The organism is Bacillus sp. LSHTCR4 (assembly GCF_057197025.1).
The window spans coordinates 1,015,785-1,040,612 of sequence record NZ_JBXUNO010000001.1 but is presented as its reverse complement, the minus strand read 5'-3'; the positions used below and the strand labels follow the sequence as shown (position 1 = coordinate 1,040,612).

The following is a 24,828-nucleotide window of genomic DNA, read 5'->3' as shown; positions in this document are numbered from 1 at the left end:
TTCCCCCTTACTATGTCGGCCGCATCTCCCACGGCTCTACTCTTCCTACAATCCATTCATCACATTTACTTTCAATTCCTTTTATTACCCCATCCGATATTTCTTCATGAGTAAGCCATCTTCCATATGTATCTTCTAATATAAAACCTAAAATTATTCTATGATAGCTACATCGCTTACCCCCTATTTTGTGTGAGGCTATTCTCGACGCTTTACTGCCTAAAATATGAAAAACGTTGTATGTTTCAGACGACAAGTCTAATTCTTTACAAATGAGTGATAACGCATCCTTTGCACTTGCGTGTATCCACGCGACAACCAATGTTATTGGGCCATTCCTCTCAATTGTGTTTTTAATAGCTAACTTTACACCGTCATCATTATGATAATCTAACGGAAGGCATGTAATACTTTCAGGTGTAGTACTCTCCCGTTTAACATTTTCTAATTTCACTTCATCTCTTCCAATAATAGAAACATGAAACCCTTGCTCACAAAGCCATATAGAAACCCTCTTTAGCATTCCTGTTCCACCAATTACTAACGCATGCAAATTTCTTTGCCCCCTTAGTAAAACGTCATATGAGGTTTATCTTCCCTATAATAATTAAGCCTTTCTTGCAATGTCCCTGAATGAAATTCAAACTTATGCCCGTCTGGATCAACAAAATATATAGATTCACAATCCCTTACATCCCGTTCTCTTCCTTGTAAAATATGAACATCGTTTTCTTCTAATCGCTGCAGTAGACGTTCAAAGTCTTTCTGTTCAACAGAAAACGCAATATGTGTATAAGATTGATGAATCTCGTTTCTCGGAATATGTATTTCTTCATTAAGCGCTATCCATACTCCACATATATTAAAATATGCAAGTTTTCTTCCTCTAACTAATAATTCTCCTTCCAATACTTTTTCGTAAAATGTAATAGAATCTTCTAAATTAGATACTGAAAAACAAAGATGATTGATTCCTTTTAACAACTCTAATTCCTCCTATACAAATAAAAGATGAGCGAAAATTCACTCATCTTTCATTATACTATTTTTTTGTAATATATGCCCATTTATAACTGAAGTCCCCACCAAAAGTATGATTTGCAATACCTTTTACGTATGGTTTCTCTAAGTATGCGGTACTTTGTTGGTACGTAGGAGAAATGGCAGCATCTTGACCAATTAAGATTTTTTCCGCTTCTGCAAGTGCATTCCAGCGTGCTTTATCATCTTTTAATAGTTCTCCTTTTGATTTCGCTACTAACTCATCATACTTCGGATTAGAATAATCCATTTCATTAAATGAGCTTCCAGTAACAAACATATCAATATAAGTCATTGGATCTGGATAATCTGGACTCCATGCAGATAAAGAGAATTCATATTCAAATTTCTTTTCTAAATCTAACTTCTGTTTATATGGCTGTTGTTTTAAATTCACTTTAATACCAGGTAAGTTTTTCTCTAACTCTTCTTTAATAAAGTCTCCTACTTTTTTACGACTACCGTTATCATCATTTAGTAATTCGACTGTAATTGTATCTTGGCCAAGTTCTTTCTTCGCTTCTTCCCATAATTTTTTCGCTTTTGCTGCATTATCTTTACTGTCACGGAAATTTTTATTTACAGTACGAAAATCTTTCCCATCAGGTCCTGTCGTAAATTTTTCAGGTACTAAGAAATACGCTGGCAATGATCCATCATTTAAAATAACATTTGCAATTCCTTTTTTATCATATGCTAGATCAATTGCTTCACGAACTTTTTGGTTTTTAAACGTTGCATTTTTTTGGTTAAAACGTAAGAAATACATACGTGGATCTAACTTCGTTTTAAATTCATCTGGCTTATTCTTTTTATATTTATCAACAAATTCAGAAGTTAAAATAACACGGTCCGCTTGATCACTATCATATAAATTTACTCCTGTGCTTGTTTCCTTCACAATATTCACATTAATTTCTTCTAACTTCACAGTATCTTTATCCCAATAATTAGGGTTTTTCTTTAACTGATAACTTCTTTCATGTTTCCATTCACTCATCGTAAATGGTCCATTATATAATAATTTATCTGCTTCTAATCCGTATTTATCTCCTTGTTCTTTCACATATTTTTCATTTAAAGGGAAAAATGTTGGGAATGAAGTAAGCTCAAGGAAATATGGGGCTGGTTGTTCTAATTCTACTACTAACGTTTTATCATCCTTCGCTTTCACTCCTAATTGATCTAACGGTAACTCTCCTTTATTTACTTTCTGTGCATTTTTTACGTCAAATAAAATAAATGCATACTCAGCTGCCGTTGCTTTATCTAATGTACGTTGCCATGCATATACAAAATCTTGTGCTCGAACTGGATCACCATTTGACCATTTCGCATCACGTAATTCAAATGTATATGTCTTTTTATCTTCACTAATTTTCACGTCTTTTGCCATACCTGGAGTTGGTTTATTATCCTTATCTAAACGATATAAACCTTCCATTGCATTTACAAAGGCACGGAATGACACAGAGTCTGTTGATTTTGACGTATCCATTGAAGGAATTTCAGCTGTTTCTAGTAAGTTTAATACTTGCTTATCTGCTGCCCCCTTACCTGCTTCTTTCTTCGTTGTAGATGCCTTCTCCCCATTTCCGCAACCTGCAACTAATACACTAGTCGATAATGCAACTGCAGCAATCGTTGTTACCTTTCTCTTCATTCTTCCTTCCCCCAATCTATATGTATAAATGAAAGCCAGTATAATACATATTATTATACAAAAGATTCAGATTATTTCAAATATTATTTTCGTATATATATAAAAGAAGCGGATAGAGAGCTCTTCTATCCACTTCTTTTTCTATTGCTTTTACTTGTAATCCATCCTCTATGTCAAATGGATTTTGAACTTTAAATATTTCGTCCATTATCTTTAAAAATTCTTCCTCATTTTTAGATTCGCCATTAATCATAAGTGAGTATGGCTCAATCTCACCCAATTTATAATCAACAATAAATTGGATCGTAACCTTTTTCCTCGACATATCCGGACTATCTCCTTGGAACTCTACCAATTCTAATCCTTCGGTGCCACGATAATATGTCCAATCCGGATTTCTAAAATAATTTTCAAACGTTTCACCAATAGAAAAGAATGGATATTCATATAGCGAGCTTGTACGAACTTTTTGAATAATATCTCGATCAGTCGGGAAAAAGAAATGGCTGAAAAAGATACTCGCAACCGCTAAAATCGTAACGATTGTTGCTCCCATTTTACTCGTTCCACCACTATCACGAATGAGGTACTTTTCAACCGATTCATCTTGAATTTCTCTTGCTTTTATTCGATATATACGCCTTTCTGCAAATTGATAATATAATCCATTCGCAAAAATCGCCATTCCAAATAAAATAAAAACGAGTAATAGAAACGTAAGAGGCACCATATTAATGATCGGCAAGGCTACGTTGAAACCCATATAATAAGAAAACGCATCACACGCTAATAATAACAACACAAATAAAGCTGCAGGTAAATAATACTTACGATATCCGAGCCAACCTACATTGAAAATAGCGGCCCAAGCATTCCAGCTCCACCTAGCAATCCGCTTTTCCTCAAGCTCCCATTTCCTTTTGTAATACGGATATTGTCTCCCTACATATACTTCTAATTCCTTTTCTATTAGCGAGCTTCCTTCACTCTGTTCAGTATGCAAATTCCGCTGGCAACTTTCACAATTCAACTGATTTCCCTCGCAAAGTTGCCCACAATTTATACATTTCAAAACAATCCCTCTTCCCATCCATACGTCATTTCAAAATACCTTCGTGTTTTAATAACCACTCTTTCCTCCATAAACCACCCGCATACCCAACAAGTTTTCCGCTCTTCCCTATTACACGATGACACGGAACGATTATTGAAATGGGATTACGACTATTTGCTCCTCCTATTGCTCGTACAGCTTTCGTATTTCCGACCTTCTCTGCAATATCTAAATATGAAGCACTTACGCCATAAGGAATCGTATAGAGCGCATCCCATACGTTTTTTTGAAATGATGTTCCCTCAGCAGACAGCGGAACTGTGAACGCTTTTCTTTTTCCCTTAAAATATTCATCTAACTCATTTATACATTGATCTATCATTTCATTTGTATGTTCTTCTTGTCTCTCATCAACAAATATAACAGACGTAATTCCTTTATCGTTCGCTGTAATTTCTAGCAAGCCTAATTCACTTTCATAATAAGCCTGGTACATATGTCATCCTCCAATTCAATTCATATTCATTATTGTAACACGAATAGACAAAATTTTTCGTATAAGCGTTTTATTAGAGCAACCAAAAAGAGAATGATACAATGTAAGAAAATTCAATCTAGGAGGCTATTGGATGAATTCCAAACTTTTTTCACCTTATACAATCAAAGACGTTACACTAAAAAACCGGATTGTCATGTCACCTATGTGCATGTATTCATCAGAAAACGAGGATGGCCAAGTAACGAATTTCCATCTCGTTCATTATGGAACAAGAGCTGCCGGTCAAGTTGGTTTAGTAATGATTGAAGCAACAGCCGTGTTACCTGAAGGTCGAATTTCAAATAAAGACTTAGGCATTTGGGATAACAGTTTAATTGAAGGCTTACATAAAACGACAACTTTTATACACGATAACGGTGCAAAAGCTGCCATTCAACTCGCTCACGCTGGAAGAAAAGCAGAATTAGAAACAGATGCGTTAGCCCCTTCAGCCATTCCATTTAATGAAACAATGAAAATGCCAATAGAAATGAACAAACACCAAATTAAAGATACTGTATTAGCTTTTCAGCAAGCTGCAGTACGATCAAAACAAGCTGGATTTGATGTTATTGAAATACACGGTGCTCATGGTTATCTCATTAATGAATTTCTTTCTCCACTTTCCAATAAGCGGACTGATGAATATGGTGGTTCACCTGAAAACCGCTATCGTTTCTTACGGGAAATCATTGACTCGATAAATGAAGTTTGGAACGGACCGTTATTTGTTCGTATTTCAGCAAATGATTATCATCCTGACGGGTTAACAGTTCAAGATTACGTTCAGTATACGAAATGGATGAAAGAACAAGGGATAGATTTAATCGATTGTAGCTCTGGGGCTGTTGTACCTGCACGCATCGATGTTTATCCTGGGTATCAAGTACAATATGCTAAACATATTAAAGAGCATGCTAACATTGCAACTGGTGCAGTTGGATTGATTACGACTGGGGCACAAGCAGAGCAAATTTTAAACAATAACGAAGCAGATTTAATTTTTATCGGACGTGAGTTACTTCGCAATCCTTACTTCCCAAGAATAGCCGCCAATGAACTTGGCTTTGAGTTAGAAGAACCGTATCAATACGAGCGAGCGCCTGGGAAAATCAGTACAAATAAATAAAACCGAGAAGCTTTTCTTCTCGGTTTTATTTATTCTATCGTTGTAATTTCATTCGAATTATAAATATGGATACCTGATTCTTCTCGCAATGCAGTTATATACATCCCTTTCGCCACATCTTTAGCTGAAATTGGTTTATACTTTTTGAATGCTCCCTTAAATATAAAAGGAATAATACGAGATAATTTTTCCGCCATTCGTTCACCAAAGCGAAATTCTTGTCGGTTTCCTACTAATAAAGATGGCCTAAAAATGTGAATACCACCGATTACTAACTTTTGCAATTCCTCTTCCATTCTTCCTTTCACTTGTGAATAAAAGAAAAACGATTTAGGATTCGCTCCCATTGAGGACACAACAAGGAAATTTTGCACCCCTTGTTTTTCAGCTAAACAAGCCGCTCGTAACGTATATTCATAATCTACCTTTTTGAAATTAGCTTTCGTTTTTGCTTTTTTGATTGTTGTTCCTAGACAACTAAATACGTCATCTACAGCAAAGAACTCTTTATATTCCTCTAATGCCAAATAATCTACTTGCTTTTGCTGTAACTTTTCATGTTGCCATTGCATTGTTTCTCTTACAAAAATAGTAACCGAATCGTAGTAATCTGATTCAAGTAATAGACGCGTTATCTCTTGTCCAACTAAACCACTTGCACCAAGTACTAACGCTGTTCGCTTATTCATATATGCATATACCTCTTATTTTACTTTTCTCTCCTTCAGTAAAATACAACTTTTAGGAGTTTCCTTCTCTCATTTTACCACAAGTAAAGCACTATGCGTACGCATAGTGCTTTACTCATTCTTTTTTCTCATCTTTCGCTCGTAATTTTGTTACGGTTGATGCATCTCCTAAATTACTTATTAATCTTCTTAAAAAAATTAAGACTAAGGCTAATGGTAGTACTACCGCTAATATCAATAAAATAGCTTCCATTAAGTAACCCAAACACTCATCCCCCTCTACACCCTCCTTTCATATATATGAACACTACGTTGTCACATATGCATGTATTTGCAAAAATAACACATCTATATTTGACAACTTTATAACAAAATCAAATCGGAATGATTATTATTTATTGCAACTTTATAAAAGATGTATTATACTAAGTTCGCAAACTAAAACGTAATTATTCCGTTTTGTATTAAAATGATATTTTTCTTCTATAATTGGGGAAAATATATCCGTAAAAAAAGAAAAGAGGAGAACTTCATGCCTAAAAGATTGACTATATTTTCATTCTTACTTATTTTCACTTTAATTTTTACTGGCTGCTCAAATACAAAAGAAGGTAATGCCAAAAAAGACGGAAAGCTAACTGTTTATACAACTATTTTTCCTCTTGCAGATTTCGCAAAAAAAATTGGTGGCGACTATGTAAATGTTGAAGCGATTTACCCACCTGGTGCAGATTCTCATACATTTGAGCCAAGTCAAAAACAAACAGTACAAGTTGCAAAAGCCGATTTATTCGTTTATAACGGTGCTGAATTAGAACCATTTGCTGAAAAAATGGAAAAAACATTGCAAAAAGAAAACGTTAAAATTGTAAATGCATCAAAAGGTATTGAACTGCGTACTTCTACTGAAGAAGAGCATCATGATCACGGAGACGGCCATAAAGAGGATGAACATCATCACGATAAAGACCCACACATTTGGTTGGACCCTACTCTAGCAATGAAACAGGCAGAAAAAATTAAAAATGCACTTGTAGCATTACAACCTGACCATAAACAAGAGTTCGAAAAAAACTTCGCAGCACTTCAAACAAAATTTACTGATTTAGATGATCAATTTAAAGCAGCTGTTGCGAATGCAAAAACGAAAGATATTTTAGTTTCACATGCAGCTTATGGCTACTGGGAACAGCGCTATGGTTTAAAACAAATTGCTATCGCTGGTATTTCTGCATCTGATGAACCATCTCAAAAACAGCTTGCTGACATTACAAAAACAGTAAAAGAACATAATCTAAAATATATTTTATTTGAAACATTTTCTACTCCAAAAGTAGCATCTGTTATTCAAAAAGAAACAGGTACAAAGATTTTACGCTTAAATCACTTAGCTACTATTTCTGAAGACGATGCGAAAAATAATAAAGATTACTTCACTTTAATGGAAGAAAACGTGAATACATTGAAAGAAGCTACTAACTAATCAACTTTTGATAAGAAGCTGAATATGACATTCAGCTTCTTTTTTATGTGCTTCTGCTTGACTTGACCAAAATAACAAGTAAAATTATCCATATTAGCTTTTAAGCTATATTAATTTAGAAGGTGAGTTGGAATTATGACTCTTCACATTTGTGAAGTAACAGAAAAAAATTGGCGTTCGGTAGCTGCTTTAAACGTCGCAAAAGACCAGCAGCAATTTATTGAAAGCAATGCGTTTTCTCTAGCAGAATCATTATATGAGGGAAACGGAACGTCAGTAGGTTTATATGATGGAGAAACACTTGTAGGATATGCAATGTATGGATGGTATTGTGAAGAACGTAAAAGCGTATGGTTAGACCGCTTTATGATTGACCAACAATATCAAGGAAAGGGATACGCAAAACGTTTCCTTCGCTTGCTTATTCAATTCTTACAAGATAAATTTGAATGTAAAACAATTTATTTAAGTTTACATCCAGACAACAAACTTGCAATGGGATTATATGAGTCGTTTGGCTTCCATTTAAATGGCGATATTGATGATGAAGGCCCTGTTGTAGGTGTTGTAATGGAGTTACTTTTAGATGAACATACAAGCCTGTGAAAACAGGTTTTTTTAATCCTTCGTTTTTGGCAATCTAATATTTTTCTACAAAACACTTAGTTAAGTCCAAAAAATAAGCCTGCAATAAACGCAGACTTATTTCACACACTCCTCGAAATGTTCTTGGAACCAGTCTTTATTAATATCTTTTCCGATAAACACGACTTCACTTACTCGTTCTTCGCTCTCTTGCCACTCTCTATCATATGACGCAGCAAACAGTGTATGCACACCTTGGAAAACGATGCGTTTATCTACTCCATCAATCGATAAAATTCCTTTGTAGCGGTATAAATATTCACCTAGTTCTTGAACGACAGCTGACATCCATTCATTCAGTTTTTGTAAATCTAGCGGACGCTCTTCGCGTAGTACAAACGATTTTACACCTTCTAGATGATTATGCTCTGTATGAGGATAAATTTGTAACGTATCCTTCGTTTTAAACGTTTGAATTTTTAGTAACGATGGAATATCCACATCACAGTTAGTCGACTGAATTAACTTTGCAGTCGGGTTTATTCCTTGAAGTTCATGCAAGAGATTTTCTTTTTCGCTCTCTTCAATTAAATCTAACTTATTCACTAATACAACATCAGCAAATGCAATTTGTTCTTTTGCTTCTAGTCCTTTTTCAAAATGTTTATGTATATGATAACTATCTACTACTGTTACAACACCGTTAATTTGGTATGCAGATTGAATAACAGGATCTAAAAAGAATGTTTGAATAATAGGACCTGGATTTGCAAGACCAGTCGTTTCAATTACTAATCCATCAAAGTCCATTTTACCTTCTGCTTTTACGTCTAGTAATTGTTTTAATGCAACGAGTAAATCTTCCCGTACAGTACAGCATAAACAACCGTTTGTCATTTCCATAATTTCTTCTTCAACATTCATAATCAACTGATTATCGATACCAATTTGCCCTATTTCATTTACAATCACCGCTAATTTCTGACCGTGATTCTCTGACAAAATGCGATTTAATAGTGTCGTTTTCCCTGAACCAAGAAAACCAGTTAATATTGTTACTGGAATCATTTCGTACATCTCCTTATAGCTATATGTTTTTACATTATAGCATATCGAAATAATCGTTTTTGTAGCAAAACATATTTATTGTATGTACACCCATCTAACTATATAATAATACTTAGAAAGAAAGCCTTTTCAAAAATATTATTATTCATCAAGGGGGCACTTATAATGGAACGAGTTCAAATGACCGAAAAGCTAGAATTTTCTCGTATTATTCAAGGTTTTTGGCGTTTAGCAGAATGGAATATGACGAAACAAGAATTACTTTCTTTTATTGAAGAATGCATGGATATGGGGATTACTACTTTCGATCACGCTGATATTTATGGCGGTTATAAGTGTGAAGGACTGTTCGGAGAGGCATTACAACTAAAGCCTTCCATACGTGAAAACATGCAAATCATCACAAAATGTGGAATCGCTCCCCCATCACCAAAATTTCCAAAGCGATATGTTGCGCACTACAACACTTGTGCAGAACATATTATTCAAAGTGCAGAAGCATCACTCAAAAATTTACATACAGATTATATTGACGTATTACTTATCCATCGTCCTGATCCATTTATGGATCCAAATGAAGTGGCAGAAGCGTTCTCACGCTTAAAGCAAGAAGGAAAAGTTCGTCACTTCGGTGTATCTAACTTCTTACCTTCCCAATTTAATATGTTAAATTCGTACTTAGATTTCCCACTTATTACGAATCAAATTGAAGTATCCCCAATGCAGCTTGAGCATTTTGAAAAAGGAACAATTGATTTATGCCAAGAAAAACGAATCAATCCAATGATTTGGTCACCTCTTGCTGGCGGAGAAATCTTTACTGGTCAATCAGAACGTACCGTACGTGTACGTGAAACTTTACAAAAAGTTGCCACTGAGCTAGGTGTTAGTAGCATTGATACTGTTATGTATGCATGGTTACTTGCACATCCAGCAAAAATGATGCCAATCATCGGCTCTGGTAAATTAGATCGTGTTAAAACAGCCGCTCTTGCCACCAAAGTTCACTTAGACCGTCAACAATGGTTTACAATTTTCGAAAGTTCTAATGGACATCCTGTACCATAATACACAAAAAGAAGAGTTGATTCTTACAGCTCTTCTTTTTCATATGTATTTCTAGTCATCGCAAATACACACATATCTCTTAATCCATTGCCATCTACTGCTACACTCGCACTTTCTAAAATACCCTCTAATTTAAAGCCTAATTTCTCAGGTATTGCTCTACTCTTCTTATTTAAAGAATCACAACGAATTTCTACGCGGTTTGCTTTCAGCTCAGAAAAAGCATAATCTGTTATTCCCTTTGCTGCCTCTACCATATAGCCCTTTCCACTGAATCTTGAATCAATCCAATACCCGATTTCAAATTGAGGTATATCCCAATTAATACGGTGCAATCCAGCTGATGCAATAAATTCACCTGTTTCTTTCAAAAATACTAGCAATCTCAAATCCTCACGCTGCAAAAATTGGATATGTGATTTTCTGATGCTTTCTTCTACTTCTTTCTCTGTTTGCTCTTTTTGAGCAAAAACCATCCATGGTTTTAATTCTTGCGTAGAAGCTTGAATTGCATCGTATACAACTTTACCGTCACCCGGTTTCGGCATTCGAATACATAGCCTTTCAGTATAAAATTCAGAAGGAAAATCGAATAATAATGGATTCACTGTAAACACTCCCTATAACTCTTTTATATATAATAATATCCATCTCAAACTATACAGTAAAGAAATTTCTGAATTTTACACCTTTTATCCATTCACCTCTACCGCTACACGAACTCCAGATTCAATTGCCCCTTGAATCCATCCGTGATATAACGTCGTATGGTCTCCAGCGAAGAATATTCTTCCCTCTGGTTTGACAATCGCTGGTTGCAACTCTGATTCTTGACCGGCCTGAAATAGTGCAAACCCTCCAAGTGCATATGGATCCAACGTCCAACTTTTTGATATACCAGATAAGAATTCATCATATACTTGACCACCTAATATCGTTGCTAAGTTTTGTAATGTATAATAAATACGGTCACCCTTTGATAAGCCATCCCATAACAACGCATCATAAGACCATGTATAGCTTCCTAGCATCATAGCTGGTCCCTTCTCTCCAATTCCATAGCTTGGATAATAGGCGTAACGTATTGGCAAATCCGTTATAATTCTACCACCTAATTGTCCTTGTTCTTCCCAAAATCGGCTTTTAAATTGAATTCCTATTTTTGTCGCAGGCATATAATGTAATTCACGAATTGCTTTCCATTTCTCATGAGAGATAGAATCAAATGGATCTACTTCTACAAACCGCATTGTCGAAAACGGAATGGTAACAATAACCAAGTCCCCTGTAATACTACTATATTCAAACGTTTCTTCGTTTCGATAGAAAGCTGTCACACCATTATCATGTTGATGTAGCTTCATTAATTTTTGATTATATACAATATCTTCCTCTAATTGTGGTAAAAAAGACTTTGGTAATCTATCATTCCCGCCTATTATTTCACAAAATCCGCTCTCCTCTTGCATAATGTATAAAAAACGCAATGTCTCAACGAATGACCTCTCTAAAAAACCTTCTAAATCTAACAGAACACCTATCATCTCAATTGTTACTGGCGAGAAATATGTATTATATTGATAAGGATGATACTTTAAAAATTGCCCTGTAGAGTATCTCCCAAAATCCTTTACTACAACATCCCAATTTTTCTCTGGGTTCTTTTTAATAAAATTTATAATAGGCTGCACCGCTAACAATAATAGCTCCTCAGACGTTTTCCCAATTTCATTCATTTCCACAGGATACTTTAATACACTTGGATCTTTTTCATATTGTTTTAATATCGTTTTGCGGCCGTTTACGTAAATAATATCAGTCTCATTCCTATTAATAAAAGGGCTCACCTGTAGCCCAAATTTTCTTATATATGCCATCGTTAATGTATGCGAATACGGAATTCTCATTGCCCCAACATCCAAATATAATCCGGTATCTTCCATTTTAACTGTCTCTATGCGGCCACCTACCCGGTTGTTTGCTTCAAAAATTTTCACCTCATGTCCTGCTGCCTTTAATAAAGAGGCCGAAACTAAACCAGCCATACCAGCCCCTACTACAATAATTTGTTTCGGGCTGGTCGTCTTCTTCAATCCCTTATTTATAACTTGTAACGTTTCATCCATCTCAGTGTTAAACATTATATCTTTCTGCACAATTCCACCCCTTACTTCATCAAATGGGCATTAGTCGTTTAGTGCATTTTATTCATAAATTCCTATAAACATAACAACAGAGCAAGTTGAATATTCACTAAAAATACATAAGAGATAGCGCTCACATCTCTTCACGCTTCGTATAATATAGCAACAACAAATAAGGAGTGGTTGAAAATGAAACCAACTTACGACTACAATGCTACAAAAAAGTATTTAGAAGAAAAAAAACAACAGCTATGCAACAAACTTAGTAATATGCATCTATCTAAAAAAGAACGTGAACAATTAAAACTCGAGATTGATAACTACGAATACATTTTAAATTTAGTTGAAATGAATCATTATGAACGAGGATTTTCACGTTAAAAGTGGATATGTAATTGATCCACTTTTTATTTTGAGCATTTCATTACGCATTTTTCGTAAGTAAATATATAATAGGATGTACATTAAGATTGAGAGGTATATTCTATGATCAAATTAAGTGTATTAGACCAATCCCCTATTTCAGATGGTAGTACGGCAGCCCAAGCTTTTTCACATACAGTTACGCTTGCGCAAGAAGTTGAAAAACTCGGATATACACGCTTTTGGGTATCAGAACATCATAATTCTGTAAGCCTTGCTGGTTCAAGTCCAGAAATACTTATTTCTCATATTGCAGCAAAAACGGAGCGTATGAGAGTTGGCTCGGGTGGTGTTATGTTACCTCACTATAGCCCGTATAAAGTTGCTGAGAATTTCCGCGTTTTAGAAGCGCTTTATCCAAACCGTATCGACCTCGGTGTCGGCAGAGCACCTGGTGGTATGCCAATTGCAACCCGCGCACTTCAAGAAGGAAAAATGGTCTCACTTGATCAATACCCGGAACAAATTGCAGATGTTGCAATGTACTTACATGATCAAGTACCAGAAAACCATCATTATGCAAATTTAAAGGCTACTCCTGTCATTCCAACATCTCCCGAGCTGTGGATGCTCGGTTCTAGCGGAGAGAGTGCAATGATTGCTGCAAAACAAGGTGCTTCTTTTGCATTCGCACAGTTCATTAACGGATACGGCGGCCCTGAAGTAATGGAAGCTTATCAAGAACAATTCCAGCCTTCCTATTTAGGAGATAAACCAAAATCAATCGTCGCTATTTTTGTTATTTGCGGAGAAACAAATGAAGAGGCGGAAAAAATTGCTTCAAGTTTAGATTTATCAATCTTATTACTAGAACAAGGAAAGCGTACAACTGGTACTCCTTCTATCGAAACTGCTCAAAATTATTCATATAGCACGTATGATTTGTTCCGTATAAAAGAAAATCGTCAACGTATGATAGTAGGCGATCCGTCTTCTGTAAAAGAAAAAATCATAAACTTAAGCAAAGCGTACAATACTGAAGAATTTATGATAGTCACAATTACTCATCGATTTGAAGATAAATTGAATTCTTATCGCTTATTGGCAAATGCTTTTAATTTATAATTTTAAAAAGGAGATACATCACATATGATGCATCTCCCTTTCTTACTGCTTATTGTTTTCATTCCCTATATATTCAATAGCTTCTTTCAATACCTCTTCAAAGTTAATAGGATAATCATGATTTAAGTTAGGTATAACTTTATACTTATGTTCTATATTCTTATCTCTTAATAATTGTACAAATTGCTGTGTGCATTCGAAACAATCTTCATCTTGATCACCGCAGACAATATATCCCTTTATATGTTCATCCTGTAGTACTCCCAGCAACTCAGTCCATTCTTCAACCTCTGGAAGCCACGGTGCCATAAAAATAAACCCATCCACAGCTATATCTTTTTGTAAAATTGTATATAGAGCTACTCTTGCCCCAGCAGAAAAACCGCCAATTATTACATTTTCTACTGTACGGTTCTCTATAAGCTTATCGTAATGCTCTTTTAATTCTTCTTTCCCTATATGTAAATCATCCCACACAAACCCATCTGAAAACTGAATTTTCGAAGACTGTGGTAAAGCTAACGTATAATTTTGTGCCAAAACAGATTTCCAATATGGTTCTATTATTCCTATATTTTCTTGATCACCATGCATTGCAATAAATAGTTTCTCTTTTTTCTTACTTTCTATATATTTCACATCTGCTCGTTCTGTTTTCTTTGCTAACTCTTCTCTTTCTTTACATAATTGAACCATTTGATGAAACTCTTCAAATTTATGTAGTGGTTTTAAATCGTCGTCCGAAATTAAATACTCATTTCCATACCAAAAACCCTTTTCTATAATAGCTTCCTTCATTAAATGCAACGCTTCTTCTTCAAGTCCTGCTGCACTCGCTAATGCATATTTAAAATTATATATTTGAGCCTCATTCCCCACTATACCTTTTGCATGCCCCATTATATAAGTATACGCTTCCAAACTTCCTTTATTTGCATAACAACATAATGTTTCATTTAATAATTGAATATAAGTCATACTATTTTTCATACACCCATCCCCCGTAACTTTTTATACTATTTATTTTTCAAACCTTTATACCACTCTGCAATCTCTGTATAAAACTCATGCTAACAATACTCTATTCTTAGCATTATACTTAATCGTTACTCCTCTTTGTCCAATAAGTTTAGTATAAAGTTTAATAAACTGAAAAATCAATATTTTAATGATCAAAAAAAAGACAACAATATATGTATTGTTGTTTTCACTACATCTACCCACTCTTTTGTTTTTTTCTATCTGGTTTACTTGAAACTAAATAATGTTTTTCTGAAATATATAAGTCTCTTTTTAATATACGATCTAAGTAAGGTCCTAGTTTCATTCCGCATATGAGGCGATCTTCACTACCTTCTACAATTGGAAACATTTCTTTTTCTGTTACATATTGATCTACTGCCTTTTGTACGATATCAATTTCTTTAACTAGGTTTAGATTTTCTTCTGTATGTTCAAATACCTCAAGCGTTTCCTTCGTAATAAGAAAAAGGTTTGTTGGAAATGCAGGTAAATATGGCTTTAACAAATCATAATTTACTGTATAATCATCATTCACTAATACTGTATAAACGATATTAGCATTCGTTTCTAGAAACTTAGCCATCGCTTGTTCTAATTCATCTTTCGTAATTTTACGCTCTTCTTTTCCAGTTTTGAAAAAGCGAAACATCGCATCGCCTCCTTTTTACTATATTATAGCATAAAAGAAAACTGAAAAATTGCAAAAAAGTCATTGAAAGAATTTTTCAATGACTTTTTTCTTTATATTCTTATATTTATTTTAAAAACGCACTTAGCATCCATACATGTTGCTCTAATGTTGTATGAATTGCTAACAACATGTCTGCTGATGTTTCATCTCCAGCTTCACCAGCAACTTCCATACCTTCTTTTAATTCTTGAATAAGTGCAGAGTAATCATTCACTAATGTTTGTACCATCTCCTCTGCAGATTCCTTGCTTGTCCCTTCGCTGACACTAGAAGTAGCAAGATATTCTTTCATTGTCGCTAGCGGTTTACCTTCCAATGCTAAAATACGTTCTGCTAATTCATCAATATACGTTCCAGCTTCATTGTAAAACTCTTCAAATTTCTCATGTAATGTAAAGAAGTGTGGTCCTGTCACATACCAGTGATAATTATGTAATTTCACATATAACACATTCCAGTTTGCTACCTGCTTGTTTAATACTTCAACAACATTTGCTTTCGTACTCATACAATCCACTCCTCTTATCATTTTGTAATGACTATCTTTTAATAACCCAATTACATTTTACCATACATTCCCTATCCTTTTGAACGATTAGCTCATATGTAACAAAGTTTTAACACCTTTAATACTTCCCTAATATCTATTAATTCATGTATGTTTTCAAACACTTCATACGTCTAATTGTCCAAGCTCCTACATATGCATAATAGTAAATCAAGCTCATCGTAGTAGAAAGAGGGATAACATGGACAATCAACAATGGCAAGTAGCAAAGAAAGTCGCTGCTACTTATATTGGAACAGTCGTTGGAGCTGGATTTGCTACTGGACGAGAAATTGTTGAATTTTTTACAGTAAACGGATTTTATGGAACAATTGGCATATGTGTAAGTGGATTTTTTTTTATTTGGCTTGGCACAAAGATGATGTTACTTTCATCACAAATCGGTGCATTTTCAGCGCAGGAATTTAACAAATATTTATTTGGGGATGTATTTGGAAATGTGGTAAACACACTATTATTACTCGTATTATTCGGTGTAACGAGCGTTATGTTATCAGGAGCTGGGGCGGTATTTGAAGAGCAACTTCATTTACCAAGACAACTCGGTATTTTCATTACAGTGATCGCCTGTCTCATTATAAGTAGTCGCGGATTGCAGGGTGTTTTTGAAGTAAATACACTTGTCGTACCTATTATGATGATTTTTATTATCGGACTTGCTATTACAACTTTTATTCACGGTACAACACCTATTAGTAACACTATTCCTGCAGAAAGTTGGAATATGAAGTGGATAACTAGTCCTATTACATATGTCGCCTTAAATCTTTCTCTCGCCCAGAGCGTTCTCGTCCCGTTAGCCAGTGAAGTAAAAGATCGAAAGGCCATTTTATGGGGTGGTATTTTAGGCGGAGCAGGACTTTCTTTAATTTTATTATGCAGCCATTTAGCTATCTTATCAGTCGATCAATTTTATCAATATAATATCCCAATGGCTGAAGTCATCAGAAAATTCAATGCAACTTTTCACTTTTTCTTTGTTCTTATCATTTTCGGTGAAGTGTTCACAACTTTAGTTGGCAATGTGTTCGGCATGACAAAACAAATGCAATCCATCACCGGCTGGAAAAGTAACAATATTATTTTCTTCATTTTACTAATAAGCTATTGCTTTAGTTACGTTGGCTACAGTGAATTACTCCACATTCTATATCCTATAATCGGGTGGGTAAGCATCATTTTACTTCCGATTATTGCTTTTAAACAACTGCAAAAAACATAAAAGAAGCATCCATGTTATTGGATGCTTCTTTTATATTTATTCACAATCAGCACATACTTCCCAGTACGGCCCCATTTCGAGTGCTAAATACGGCTTTAATTGCAACCGAATCATTCGACTAGGCATACGTTCTAAAACGAATTGAATCCCTTCTTCCTCTTCGTCTAATTCAACTTTTGAAATCGCAATTCTTTGCATCGTCGAAATAGGCATTCCATCTTTATATAAAGTGATTTTCACCTCATCATATTCATTAAAATACAATTCAACACTCATTTGATTTTTCAACACTTCATCAACAATTTCATATTTATCATTTCGTTCCTGGATTATATATTTCCAGCCGCCCCTACCTTCTTCTTTCGGAGCTGCTTGAAATAATGTCATCAAATCCTCATATAGCATAAGATAACCCCTCTCTTACTAAAAAACGATGAGTATTTTATATACCCTTTATCTCTATCACTATCCATATGTATTGTACCATATATCGCCGTTCTTACCGTATTCATTTGCTTCATAACTGTATATAAAACACCTGATTCTCTGCATTACTTTCTGGATTGTCTCTTAATGCATTTCTTAATCCCCTTCTAAAGCTTTCAAATCATATCAAACTTAAGTAAATGCTTTCTTTGTCCATCCTCCAATTTATTATTTCTATGCAATAAAAAAAGGAGAGTGACTTATATCACTCTCCTTAAAAGAATTTCCCAGTAGCCGCTAACGCTAACACTAGTATTAAAATAGTAAATAATAATGATACAATGAAACTAAAAATAGGTAATGCTTTCTTTTCATTCTTCTTCAAAAGTAACTTTAAACTAAGGAAGATGTTTATTGGTACAAATATAAAATAAAAATATTTAACAATTTGTACCGAACTATTCGAAAGTGTTTTTAAAATAAACACTTCAATTAGAAAAACAATAAAAAATGAAATACTTAACCAAAATGAGACATAACTAAGCCAAGAATGTCTTTTGGTACCCCAGTACACTCCCATATTTATCTCCTTTATTTGTATTCTATATGATAATTATTATACACAAAGTTAACAAATACCTCTATTTTTCGACAAATATTATATAAAATATACCTTTAAATATTATAAAAATACTCTCCATCCCCATTTACTTTTATATAATAAAAACAGGCAACTCCAAAATAGCCATACTACTACTTTGGAGTTGCCTGTCCTCTGCTAAACTTTAAATCTTTCAATTAACCCTTGTAACTCTTCAGCCATTTGAGATAATGTACCAGCCGCAGAACTAATCTCTTCAATGGATGCTAGTTGTTCTTCTGCTGACGCTGCAACGTTTTGGGTACTCGTCGCATTATTCTGTGCCGTCATTGCAATTTGACCTACTGAAATAGATACTTCATTTGCCCCTTTTGACATTCCATTAGCCGTTTCAACCATCGTTTTAATTTGAACTGCAATTTCATTTGTAGATTGTAAAATCTCAGTAAAGTTTTGCTTCGTTTCATTCGCAATTACAAGTCCAGATTGAACTTCTTCATTTACATGCCCCATTGATTTTACCGTCTTACTCATGTCATCTTGTATTTCACTTATTAATTTACTAATTTCACTAGAAGATACGCTAGACTTCTCCGCCAATTTACGTACTTCATCTGCAACGATTGCAAATCCTCTTCCGTGCTCTCCTGCTCTTGCAGCTTCAATTGCCGCATTCAAAGCTAGAAGATTTGTTTGATCTGCAATATTTTGAATGACTTCTAGTATGTCACCAATTTGTTTTGATTTATTATTTAATAACTGTATAACTTCATCTGACTGTGAAACAGATTCTGCAATAGACTGCATTTGATTTACTGTTTTTCCTACTAGTTTTCCACCATCTTCTGCTTTTTCACGAGTATGAGCAGAAGCCGTACTAATTGATGATGAACTATTTGCTACATGCTGAATTCCTTCTGTTACATTAAATAGTAACATTGCACCATTTTCTACACTTGCCGTTTGCGTTGTTGCCCCGCTCGATATTTCATCCATTGCTATTGTAATTTGCTCAGTCGCTTCACTCGCTTGTCTTACACTTGCCGTTAGCTCTTCTGATGCTGCTGCAACATGTCCAGCCGAAGTATTAATTCTTCCGATTAACGTTCGCAATGCATCAGTCATCTCATTAAATCCTTTTGCAAGTTGACCAATTTCATCATTAGAATGAATTTCGATGGTTTGCGTTAGATCTCCCTCACTTATTTCTTTAGAAGTAACAACTAATCTTTTTAATGGCTTCGTTATAGAAAGTGTCACAAAATAAATAAGTGCCCCGCCTATAACTAATGAAATGAACATAACAATTAACATATTATAAAATACAGGCTGCGCAGCTTCAATTACTTCATTTGAGTACATCGTCCCACTGATTTTCCAACCTGTTTTTACATTTGTAGCAAATACCATTTGTTTTTCGCTACCGTCATACGTATATGAAAAAGCGCCATGATTATCTTCATAAATTTTATTTGCCCAAGAATCAGCTGCTTTTTCTCCTGATTTTTCTTGAGGATGCGTAATTATTTTTTGTTTCCCATCTAAAATGAAAGCATATCCTTTTTTACCAATATTGATTAACTTTGTTGTTTTTAATAAATTATCTAAACTTAAATCTACTGCTACAACACCGTTTTTATCTTCTGTTTGTTTTGCAATCGTTACGACAATATGTCCATTACCTTTCGCCTTATACGGCTCAGTAATTACAATACCACCTTGTTTTGCCACTGCATCTTTATACCAAGAACGTTCTGTTGGATCATAGTCCGCTGCCATTTGTATATTTGGTTCTTGCACAAATTTCTTATCATTTCCAGCAACGTATACTTGTTCAATATCTTTATTTAAATTGATATATTGAGAAAGCATTTTTCTTAATTCATCTTGATTTTCCCCTTGATACATATTCCCTTGAATCACTCGCGCAAAATTATTTATATCATTAAATTTTGCCTCAATCATTTGATTGATTAAATTATCTAATATTTTTATATTGTCGTGAGCACTACTCGTAATTTGTGATTCAAAATTCTTTTTAGCTGTTTGATAAGACATACCTCCGATAATAGAAACAGCCGCAATTAAAATGATGAAAAATGAAATTAGTAGTTTTTTTGCTACTTTCATATCACGAAACCAATTTAATAGTCTACCCATTACAAACCTCCTGCTTTTCAATTTTATAAGGTAAATCTTGTGAATTATAAATATTTCCCATTCCCGAATTATTATTTTCATAACCTATTATGATGAATACTTTGTAAAGTTTAAACAAATAAATTCTATTTGTCTATATATTTGAATAATATTATTATAAAATTTACAAATGTAAAAAACCAAAGGAATATTCCTTTGGTTTTTTACATTTTTTTATGTTGTTTGGAAATCTTCTTCCACTTGTCACGCTCTGCTCTTGCAAGAATAGCATCTTGTTTTCTCATAAAATACGCCAGTTCTCTTTGTAATTTTTTATAGCTTTGCAAACGATTTATCGTAATAATTCCAGTTTCAATTGCATTATGCACTGCGCACCCTGGCTCATTTTCATGTTTACAGTCCCTAAAACGACATGTTTTTGCTAATTCTTCAATATCAGAAAATGTCGTTTGAATTGCATCGCTTCCTTCCCAAAGCTGCAACTCCCTCATGCCCGGGGTGTCAATAACTAAACTACCACTCGGTAATCGGAACAATTCACGATGCGTTGTCGTATGCCTTCCTTTACTATCTTCTTCACGAATATCTCCCGTTTTTGCTACTTCAAGCCCTATGAGCGCATTTAACAAAGTGGATTTCCCAACCCCCGATGACCCGACTAAAGCAATTGTTTTTCCAGAAGAAACAAATTGCTGCAACGATTCAATACCAGTATGCTCTACACTATCAACGACGAAGATCGGAACACCAATTGCCACGGCTTCCGTTTCTATAATTTTCTGTTCCACATCTTCACATAAACTACTCTTTGTTAAAACAATAACAGGCATTGCGCCGCTTTCATATGCTAATAGTAAATAACGTTCTATTCTTCTTACATTAAAATCATGGTTCAGTGCATTCACTAAAAATAAATAATCTACATTTGCTGCTATTACTTGTTCTTCCGTTCGATTACCAGCCTCTTGTCTAGAAAAAGAGCTTCTTCTTGGAAAAATACGATGAATAATTGCTTTCTTTTCATTCTCTATTTTCTTTATATACACCCAATCACCAACTGCTGGATAATCTCCCTTCGTTACTGCTTCATGCCGAAACTTTCCAGACAGTTCTGCCATATATTCACCATCATTACAAATAATTCGATATATATGCTTATGCTCAAGTAAAATACGCCCTACCTCAAAGTTCTCTACAGCTTGTTCCTCAAAGAAAGAATCCCAGCCGAACAATTCTAAAATATTTTGATTCAAATTGATATCCTCCCTAGTGTAAGCTAAGTGGAAGGATCGTGCGCTCACTTATATAGTATCGCCCTTTCCCTCCACCTTTGTATTTGGTTTATGATTCATATAAGTTATTTTCGCCATAATACATCACCCCGTTCTCATTTTAATTACTCTCATTATATGGAATATTTATTTAAAAAGCTACCTTATTTAACGTAATTTTCAAATAATTTATTTTTCATCATTCTAATTTGCCCACGGTGACTAATCTCATCTTCTAGCACGTGAAACCACAAATAGTACTGGTTATACGCTACACCGTTAGGCCACTTTCTTTCTGACATTAGCCATGCATCATCTTGTTTACTCAAATACTTCAGGGATTCTTCTCGAACACTCTGTAAAAGTTGTACATAATACTTCATTTCATGACCACGGATTGTTCTCCCCACTTCGCCTAAATACAGTGCGTCTTCCCATATTTCTAATTCTTCCTTTGTAAAGTCACGCTCTTCAAATGAAATAAGCTGATGTGCTTTTTCAATAGCTGCAATATGCTTTAATAAAGCTCCGATGAATTCCCTCCACTTGGCATAATTAAATCTAATTGCTCAACTGATAGATTGTTTATTTCCTGTAATGTTACAGCCCTCGTATGCTCCAGCATGCTTACTAATTCCCCTATATTTTTTGTATAACCATCCACACTTCTTATTCGGTAATCTATATTCATATCACGCACCCCTTTCTGTATTCATATTAAGGAATAACAGCTTCATATAATAGACTGAAATATATCAGATTTTTCTGTTATAATTAAATTGAATACGTAATACCCCCAAACAAACTTTCTCAATATGCTTCTATGAAATATTAAAAGGAATCAATATAAAATAATCGAATCTTATTCACTAAAAGGAGTGGATTCGATGGAAATGTATCAATGGCTAACTGCTATACTCGTTGGTGGCATCACCGGTTTCGTTTCCCATCTAATCAATAACCAAGGTAAGTTATTGCTTCCACGCCGTTTGAAGACTTTTTTTCACTTTGGGTTTTTGACTGATATTTTCACTGGTAGTCTAGCTGCACTTCTTGGACTCGTTTTATTTGATGTCACCTTAATAAAAGAAATTATTAAAGTATCCATTGTGACTGCTATTTCCGGTCAGACTTTTTTACTACATCAAGCTCTTGGTGGCGAACAGGCTAAAAATACGCAAATCGGGAAAGCTGATGAGAAGATTCAAGAAATTGACAAATTATTGCGACGTTAGTCTATACTTTTTTTGAAAATTATTGCTATAATAAACAATAAATATTTTCTATTGCGTCGTTTGTCAGAAGAAAGGGTGTTTCGTATGACAAAAAAGAAAATAGAAGATTTCTTAACAGACACTGAAAAAGAGGAACTGCTAGAAAACTATAAATGTTTACGAGAAGCCCGCACAAAAAGCGAAGCTAACTATTTTGGAGAAGCAGTAAACCATCTATTAAATAAAGCTAAACAACGAATTATTAAAGATGCAGGCATACATGATGAAAATGCAGCAACTGTTCAATCAAAGAGAAAAGCACTGTTTTAGTTCATTAGCTAAAACAGTGCTTTTTATTATGTTATTTTTCACATTACTTTCACATCTATTTCACAATTATAAGTAGTCCTATATGTTATACTCAGTATATCCTTTTCCAAGGAACTATATGCCGATATATTAATCCCTATCTCTATAGGGATTTTTATTTTTGGGCTCTTTTTTATTTGTAAAGACTTTATGACGCAATTCCTGTTTCACGATTCTCAGTTAGCCTTTCACTTTTTCTAAACAGAAATAAAGCTAAAATATATAATAACGCAGTAAAACTACCTACAAATATAAAATTGTGAGATGCTGCAAATAACATTCCTGCCATTGCCGCTCCAATCATTTGACCAATATACATAGAAGCATTAGCTAGAGCCGCTCCTGTTCCTCTTGCTACGATAGATATGTTTTGTAAGTGCCTCATCATTAATACAAACAAAATTCCTGTCATAAAAAATAAAACAAAGAATAATAACTCCACAATTATAATGTTGTTTACATGAGGAAGTAATGCATATAGAACTGCTGTAAATATAATTCCACCATAGAATGAAAGGTTATAACCAATTTTATTTACGATTCTAGGTCCAAAAATATTACCAGTTAAATTTCCTAATCCTAATACGAGCATAGCTGTTCCTATTTCATGAATTTGCAAGCTAAATTGAATAGACAGCCACACACCGAAGAATGAAAATGCAGCAAAATTACCAGTTTGAAAAACAAAATATGCAAAATAAGAAAGTGAAACCTTAGAATCTGAAAGTAATTGTTTATAGCGCTTTAAGATATTTGTTTTCTTTTCTCTTATATGAACCGGTTGTATTTCTGGTAATACTCCATAAATAACAATAACAAGTAGCGCTGATAATATACCAATGATAAAGAATGGTGTTGTATAGTGTATCATTGCTAAATATGATCCAACTGGCAGTCCTAAAATTTGAGAGAGTGACAATCCTGCTGTTGCAATCCCAATTGCCTTTACAATTTGTTCCTTCTCTATAAGCAGCGGAATAGATGCCCACACTTGTGGAGATACAAAGGCTGCACTTACACCTGCTAAAAATCTAAATGCTAGCATCCATCGAAAACTCGGTGCAATTCCACATAAAAACGTACTAAACGCAAAAAAACTCATTCCTATTACTATCACTTTTTTTCTGTTTAAACTATCTGATATAGGACCAGCGATAAGTGCAAATGCAGCATATCCTAAAGCATATGAACTCACCATCCACCCTGACAACTCAGTTGAAATATGATACACCTGTTGTAATGTGGGTAAAAGTGGTGAAATTAAGAAAGTATCTGTACCGATCATAAACATGATTGTAAAGAATACAGCTAGTACTCTTTTCATTTAAATCTT

The 24,828-nt window shown here is 34.4% G+C and carries 27 protein-coding genes and 2 pseudogenes; 9 read left to right on the top strand and 20 right to left on the bottom strand.

The window, feature by feature from the left end; translation table 11 throughout:
* Nucleotides 1–10: 10 nt before the first annotated feature.
* The 5 genes from AC2CGR_RS05295 to AC2CGR_RS05275 form a co-directional block, all read right to left on the bottom strand.
* Nucleotides 11–553, bottom strand: a complete 543-nt coding sequence (locus AC2CGR_RS05295) for a short-chain dehydrogenase (protein ID WP_087964288.1) — start codon at nt 551–553, stop codon at nt 11–13.
* A gap of 14 nt (nt 554–567) precedes the next feature.
* On the bottom strand, nt 568–984 hold the full coding sequence (gene fosB / locus AC2CGR_RS05290) for a FosBx1 family fosfomycin resistance bacillithiol transferase (protein ID WP_000911694.1): 417 nt from the start codon (nt 982–984) through the stop codon (nt 568–570).
* Between the two features lie 58 nt (nt 985–1,042).
* The gene (locus tag AC2CGR_RS05285; protein WP_000824546.1) at nt 1,043–2,704 is read right to left on the bottom strand and encodes a peptide ABC transporter substrate-binding protein; all 1,662 of its coding nucleotides are present in this window, start codon (nt 2,702–2,704) and stop codon (nt 1,043–1,045) included.
* Between the two features lie 76 nt (nt 2,705–2,780).
* A complete protein-coding gene (locus AC2CGR_RS05280) occupies nt 2,781–3,794 on the bottom strand; it encodes a DUF2628 domain-containing protein (protein ID WP_087964289.1) in 1,014 nt (337 codons plus the stop codon).
* 7 nt (nt 3,795–3,801) lie between these two features.
* Nucleotides 3,802–4,254: a methylated-DNA--[protein]-cysteine S-methyltransferase gene (locus tag AC2CGR_RS05275; RefSeq protein ID WP_087964290.1), complete on the bottom strand. Its 453-nt coding sequence runs from the start codon at nt 4,252–4,254 to the stop codon at nt 3,802–3,804.
* A 133-nt stretch (nt 4,255–4,387) separates the two neighbouring features.
* Between AC2CGR_RS05275 and namA the strand changes: the two genes are divergently transcribed.
* Nucleotides 4,388–5,425, top strand: a complete 1,038-nt coding sequence (gene namA, locus AC2CGR_RS05270) for an NADPH dehydrogenase NamA (protein ID WP_087964291.1) — start codon at nt 4,388–4,390, stop codon at nt 5,423–5,425.
* 29 nt (nt 5,426–5,454) lie between these two features.
* Here namA and AC2CGR_RS05265 read toward each other — a convergent pair whose 3' ends face one another.
* Nucleotides 5,455–6,114, bottom strand: coding sequence for an oxidoreductase (locus tag AC2CGR_RS05265; RefSeq protein ID WP_087964292.1), 660 nt, complete (start codon nt 6,112–6,114; stop codon nt 5,455–5,457).
* A 115-nt stretch (nt 6,115–6,229) separates the two neighbouring features.
* Nucleotides 6,230–6,379 (bottom strand): hypothetical protein, encoded by a 150-nt coding sequence (locus AC2CGR_RS05260; RefSeq protein ID WP_165507128.1) that lies wholly within the window; start codon nt 6,377–6,379, stop codon nt 6,230–6,232.
* Nucleotides 6,380–6,646: 267 nt separating this feature from the next.
* On the opposite strand from AC2CGR_RS05260, the gene AC2CGR_RS05255 reads away from it, so the two are divergent.
* Both AC2CGR_RS05255 and AC2CGR_RS05250 read left to right on the top strand, forming a co-directional pair.
* Nucleotides 6,647–7,597, top strand: coding sequence for a metal ABC transporter substrate-binding protein (locus tag AC2CGR_RS05255; protein ID WP_087964293.1), 951 nt, complete (start codon nt 6,647–6,649; stop codon nt 7,595–7,597).
* A gap of 135 nt (nt 7,598–7,732) precedes the next feature.
* Complete coding sequence (locus AC2CGR_RS05250; RefSeq protein ID WP_029439415.1) at nt 7,733–8,203, top strand: GNAT family N-acetyltransferase; 471 nt, start codon at nt 7,733–7,735, stop codon at nt 8,201–8,203.
* Between the two features lie 96 nt (nt 8,204–8,299).
* Here AC2CGR_RS05250 and AC2CGR_RS05245 read toward each other — a convergent pair whose 3' ends face one another.
* Nucleotides 8,300–9,250, bottom strand: coding sequence for a CobW family GTP-binding protein (locus AC2CGR_RS05245; RefSeq protein WP_087964294.1), 951 nt, complete (start codon nt 9,248–9,250; stop codon nt 8,300–8,302).
* A gap of 165 nt (nt 9,251–9,415) precedes the next feature.
* Here AC2CGR_RS05245 and AC2CGR_RS05240 point away from each other — a divergent pair, with 165 nt between their 5' ends.
* On the top strand, nt 9,416–10,318 hold the full coding sequence (locus AC2CGR_RS05240) for an aldo/keto reductase (protein WP_087964295.1): 903 nt from the start codon (nt 9,416–9,418) through the stop codon (nt 10,316–10,318).
* A 23-nt stretch (nt 10,319–10,341) separates the two neighbouring features.
* Here the strand turns inward: AC2CGR_RS05240 and AC2CGR_RS05235 are convergent, their stop codons facing one another.
* Both AC2CGR_RS05235 and AC2CGR_RS05230 read right to left on the bottom strand, forming a co-directional pair.
* Entirely contained in the window at nt 10,342–10,926 is a 585-nt protein-coding gene (locus AC2CGR_RS05235; protein ID WP_087964296.1) for a GNAT family N-acetyltransferase, read from the bottom strand.
* An 84-nt stretch (nt 10,927–11,010) separates the two neighbouring features.
* Nucleotides 11,011–12,474, bottom strand: coding sequence for a flavin monoamine oxidase family protein (locus AC2CGR_RS05230; RefSeq protein ID WP_131101968.1), 1,464 nt, complete (start codon nt 12,472–12,474; stop codon nt 11,011–11,013).
* Nucleotides 12,475–12,651: 177 nt separating this feature from the next.
* On the opposite strand from AC2CGR_RS05230, the gene AC2CGR_RS05225 reads away from it, so the two are divergent.
* Together AC2CGR_RS05225 and AC2CGR_RS05220 are read left to right on the top strand one after the other, a co-directional pair.
* A complete protein-coding gene (locus AC2CGR_RS05225; RefSeq protein WP_029439410.1) occupies nt 12,652–12,843 on the top strand; it encodes a DUF3896 domain-containing protein in 192 nt (63 codons plus the stop codon).
* A gap of 105 nt (nt 12,844–12,948) precedes the next feature.
* The gene (locus AC2CGR_RS05220; protein WP_000594054.1) at nt 12,949–13,950 is read left to right on the top strand and encodes an LLM class flavin-dependent oxidoreductase; all 1,002 of its coding nucleotides are present in this window, start codon (nt 12,949–12,951) and stop codon (nt 13,948–13,950) included.
* A 42-nt stretch (nt 13,951–13,992) separates the two neighbouring features.
* Here AC2CGR_RS05220 and AC2CGR_RS05215 read toward each other — a convergent pair whose 3' ends face one another.
* The 3 genes from AC2CGR_RS05215 to AC2CGR_RS05205 form a co-directional block, all read right to left on the bottom strand.
* A complete protein-coding gene (locus tag AC2CGR_RS05215; RefSeq protein WP_131101967.1) occupies nt 13,993–14,940 on the bottom strand; it encodes an alpha/beta hydrolase in 948 nt (315 codons plus the stop codon).
* 226 nt (nt 14,941–15,166) lie between these two features.
* On the bottom strand, nt 15,167–15,622 hold the full coding sequence (locus tag AC2CGR_RS05210; RefSeq protein WP_000488195.1) for a DUF3939 domain-containing protein: 456 nt from the start codon (nt 15,620–15,622) through the stop codon (nt 15,167–15,169).
* Nucleotides 15,623–15,728: 106 nt separating this feature from the next.
* Complete coding sequence (locus tag AC2CGR_RS05205) at nt 15,729–16,172, bottom strand: Dps family protein (protein ID WP_000104654.1); 444 nt, start codon at nt 16,170–16,172, stop codon at nt 15,729–15,731.
* Nucleotides 16,173–16,413: 241 nt separating this feature from the next.
* On the opposite strand from AC2CGR_RS05205, the gene AC2CGR_RS05200 reads away from it, so the two are divergent.
* Nucleotides 16,414–17,454, top strand: coding sequence for a YkvI family membrane protein (locus AC2CGR_RS05200; protein ID WP_000370192.1), 1,041 nt, complete (start codon nt 16,414–16,416; stop codon nt 17,452–17,454).
* 36 nt (nt 17,455–17,490) lie between these two features.
* On the opposite strand, the gene AC2CGR_RS05195 is transcribed toward AC2CGR_RS05200, so the two are convergent.
* From AC2CGR_RS05195 to AC2CGR_RS05170, 6 genes and pseudogenes are all read right to left on the bottom strand, one after another.
* Nucleotides 17,491–17,859 (bottom strand): DUF3979 family protein, encoded by a 369-nt coding sequence (locus AC2CGR_RS05195; RefSeq protein WP_061688206.1) that lies wholly within the window; start codon nt 17,857–17,859, stop codon nt 17,491–17,493.
* 295 nt (nt 17,860–18,154) lie between these two features.
* Complete coding sequence (locus tag AC2CGR_RS05190; protein ID WP_000539568.1) at nt 18,155–18,460, bottom strand: hypothetical protein; 306 nt, start codon at nt 18,458–18,460, stop codon at nt 18,155–18,157.
* A 198-nt stretch (nt 18,461–18,658) separates the two neighbouring features.
* The gene (locus tag AC2CGR_RS05185; RefSeq protein WP_423748950.1) at nt 18,659–19,477 is read right to left on the bottom strand and encodes a methyl-accepting chemotaxis protein; all 819 of its coding nucleotides are present in this window, start codon (nt 19,475–19,477) and stop codon (nt 18,659–18,661) included.
* A 123-nt stretch (nt 19,478–19,600) separates the two neighbouring features.
* A pseudogene (locus AC2CGR_RS05180) lies at nt 19,601–20,446 on the bottom strand (HAMP domain-containing protein); the annotation flags it as partial.
* 398 nt (nt 20,447–20,844) lie between these two features.
* Nucleotides 20,845–21,894, bottom strand: a complete 1,050-nt coding sequence (gene rsgA / locus AC2CGR_RS05175; protein WP_001073044.1) for a ribosome small subunit-dependent GTPase A — start codon at nt 21,892–21,894, stop codon at nt 20,845–20,847.
* Between the two features lie 182 nt (nt 21,895–22,076).
* Nucleotides 22,077–22,603 (bottom strand): annotated as a pseudogene (locus tag AC2CGR_RS05170) (DinB family protein).
* A gap of 196 nt (nt 22,604–22,799) precedes the next feature.
* Between AC2CGR_RS05170 and AC2CGR_RS05165 the strand changes: the two are divergent.
* Together AC2CGR_RS05165 and AC2CGR_RS05160 are read left to right on the top strand one after the other, a co-directional pair.
* The gene (locus tag AC2CGR_RS05165) at nt 22,800–23,147 is read left to right on the top strand and encodes a DUF4257 domain-containing protein (protein ID WP_000426313.1); all 348 of its coding nucleotides are present in this window, start codon (nt 22,800–22,802) and stop codon (nt 23,145–23,147) included.
* An 84-nt stretch (nt 23,148–23,231) separates the two neighbouring features.
* Nucleotides 23,232–23,456: a hypothetical protein gene (locus AC2CGR_RS05160; protein ID WP_000162601.1), complete on the top strand. Its 225-nt coding sequence runs from the start codon at nt 23,232–23,234 to the stop codon at nt 23,454–23,456.
* Nucleotides 23,457–23,643: 187 nt separating this feature from the next.
* On the opposite strand, the gene AC2CGR_RS05155 is transcribed toward AC2CGR_RS05160, so the two are convergent.
* Nucleotides 23,644–24,819, bottom strand: coding sequence for an MFS transporter (locus AC2CGR_RS05155; protein ID WP_484480603.1), 1,176 nt, complete (start codon nt 24,817–24,819; stop codon nt 23,644–23,646).
* Nucleotides 24,820–24,828: the final 9 nt, after the last annotated feature.